The following is a 2660-nucleotide window of genomic DNA, read 5'->3' on the forward strand; positions in this document are numbered from 1 at the left end:
CCCCCCACCCGTCCGCGATTCTGACAGGGGCGGGAGATGGCGGTCCCGACGCACGTCGAAGGTGATGCGGCGTGCCGACGAAGCGCCAGGGACCGCACGCCCCGCCGCGAGGAACGCGCCTCTCTCCCATCCGAGGAGGCCCGCTTTTCCTCGCCGGGTCCTTCATGCGGGTGTGGCTCCCATCCTGCTCATGCTGCGCGCCGCACCTCGACCCGCTGCGGCGCAAGCGTGAGGTGCATGGCCGCGTCCCACCGTTCCGAGAGCACCAGGGCGCGCAAGTCCAGGATGTGCTTACCGGACGCCTCCTTCCAGCGGGCACCAGGGCGCTTCATGCGCAGGGTGACGAGAGACTTGCAGGTTGCCTCCACGTTGCCGCTGCCAATGGGCAGCCCCCGCGCTCGCGCCTCCGCGTAGTGCATTCGCTCGCCGTGGTTCTCCAGGTAGGTGAGGGCCTCGTGCATCGGTTTGCCGTCCCTGAGGACGGCGTGCCGCTTGCCGCTGGCGTGCAACGCCATGGCAATGGTCCACGCCGCCCCGGGCGTGTTGAGCAGGGGCAACTTCCACTTCTCGCGCAGCGCGGAGGCCTCCTCTTCCCCAGCCACCACGCGCGCCGCACTTCCGAGCTTCTCCATCAGGTGCCAGAAGTCCACCAGACACACCGGCTTCTTGGCCGCTGGGGCATGGGTGGCCAGCGCCTCGTCCAGCAGGGCGTGCAACTCAGGAGCACCATCGGTGAGGACGACGACGGACAGGCCGCGCCGTCTGGAGACCAGAGCCTGGACGTCGAGGGCCAGGCGCTCGGCAACCTCGCGAGCATCGCCCCACGGCATCCGCCCGTAGCGGAGGGTGCCCAACGCTTCGCCGTGGGCGTCATGGAAGGTGAGGCAGGCGGCGTAGGTCATGCGCCAGACGACGTCCACCGGGCGCGTGGGGGCGCCCTTGCGAGGGCGGCCCACTGGCCGCTTCTTCGGCTCCTCCATCGGCACGGCCACCCGGTCCATGCTGACACTCACACCGCGGGTGCCTCGGGGCACTCGCTGCTTTCGGGCCAGCGCCGCCTCCACCCGGGGCCGCTGGCCACCGTATTGCGCTCCCACCTCATGTCCCACTCGCTCGAAGGAGGCACGGCAATAGGGCAGCACGCCCACCTGACGCGCCGTCGCCTCCGCCTCCCGCGAGGTGCCCAGGGCCAGCAGGTACGCCATGGGCACCGCCGCCTCCGGTAACCAGCCGTCCGCCACGCACCCGGCTTGCACGCTGATGGTGTCCACCGTGGGGCCATTGCTCTCACCCACCCGCCGGTAGAGGCTTCTCTCTATTTCGAGGGGGCCTTGCCGCGTCTTGTACGTCGCCGCGTACCGTCCGACTCGGACGTAGGGCTGGCCGTCGATGAGGACTCGCGCCGCGTCGAGGTCGAGCCCTCGAAGCAACCTCCGCTTCACCAACCGCTCCGTCCGCTCCGCTCCGGCATTCACCTCCTGCCATGCGGCGTCGAACGCGGCCAGGTCCCCTCTGCTCGCCCCCACACCTCGGTGGGCGCACTTCAGCGTCTCCTCCAACTCCTTGACGCTGTCCTCGAACCCTTCCGGCACTTCGATGGTGACCTTTGGCATCGTTGGACGTCCTCCAGTGGCCCAACCCACCAGAAACCTCTCTTTCTGCCGACTACCAGGCTCACAGTGAGCCCCCTGCCTGGCTGCTCACTCGTTGCTCAGTTCCGGAGCCACACCCGCTCTCGACCTTCCGCGCGAAGTCGCCTTCCTGGTCGAACTCGACATCCACCAGGAGGGCATCGCCCTGGATGTAGGCGCGCCCCTTACCGATGGGCAGGACGTCCTTGCGGCCTGTGCCGAAGAGGCCGCCGGAACCGTCATCATGGTTGTAGAGGATGACGGGGTTGGCGTTGAAGGCGTCCAACATCCAGCCCTGTACGCTCAACCGGTCGTTGTAGCGGTCGAAGTCGCCGTCGTTGGCGCGGAAGGTGTCGAGCCGCGGCGCGCCCTCGGTGGGCTCTGAGGCGTCCTTCTGGACGGTGAAGACGCGGGCTCTGGAGAGAGGTGCAGGCATTCACCTCTCTTTATGGGGACACTTTTTACGAATGGCTCGGCACCTCAATCAAGTCCGAACAAATTGCGCCCCCAATGCCACGCGAACCCAGGGCGCCACACACCCAGAGTCAAAACAAACCCATCCTTCACTTGCATCACAGGCATGCCATAAGCGAGCATCCACCAGCCCCTTCGCACCAAGCACACATGAAAACAGAGCTACTATCTCTTTCGAAATTCTTCACTGAAAACCTCTTCCGTATCCCAGACTATCAAAGAGGGTATTCCTGGACGGAAGCACAGCTCAAAGATTTCTGGTCAGACCTGACCCTCCTTGCCCCGGATCGCGCGCACTACACAGGGGTCTTGACTCTTGAGGAAGTCAATCCGTCCGACTTCGAGAAGTGGTCAGACGATCTCTGGATCATTCGTTCAAAGAATTTCACACCGTATTACATCGTCGACGGGCAACAACGGCTCACAACCACCCCTTTAAACATCTTGCTTGACGTAATCGACGGTGCCGGCAGCGAGGACGCGTGACGTCGCGACCTGTCGGCGCACCTCGCTTCCTGATGCGTAGCCCTTCTTCTTCCGTGGCTTGGGCCCGCG

The 2660-nt window shown here is 65.3% G+C and carries 3 protein-coding genes; 1 reads left to right on the forward strand and 2 read right to left on the reverse strand.

Annotated elements, in window-relative coordinates:
* Positions 1 to 188: 188 nt before the first annotated feature.
* Both G4D87_RS36470 and G4D87_RS36475 read right to left on the reverse strand, forming a co-directional pair.
* Positions 189 to 1613, reverse strand: coding sequence for an ISKra4 family transposase (locus G4D87_RS36470; RefSeq protein WP_338045025.1), 1425 nt, complete (start codon positions 1611 to 1613; stop codon positions 189 to 191).
* 61 nt (positions 1614 to 1674) lie between these two features.
* On the reverse strand, positions 1675 to 2067 hold the full coding sequence (locus G4D87_RS36475) for a hypothetical protein (RefSeq protein ID WP_163787399.1): 393 nt from the start codon (positions 2065 to 2067) through the stop codon (positions 1675 to 1677).
* A gap of 188 nt (positions 2068 to 2255) precedes the next feature.
* On the opposite strand from G4D87_RS36475, the gene G4D87_RS36480 reads away from it, so the two are divergent.
* Positions 2256 to 2591: a DUF262 domain-containing protein gene (locus G4D87_RS36480; protein ID WP_163787400.1), complete on the forward strand. Its 336-nt coding sequence runs from the start codon at positions 2256 to 2258 to the stop codon at positions 2589 to 2591.
* Positions 2592 to 2660: the final 69 nt, after the last annotated feature.

This window comes from Myxococcus vastator, from assembly GCF_010894475.1.
Classification (GTDB): domain Bacteria; phylum Myxococcota; class Myxococcia; order Myxococcales; family Myxococcaceae; genus Myxococcus; species Myxococcus vastator.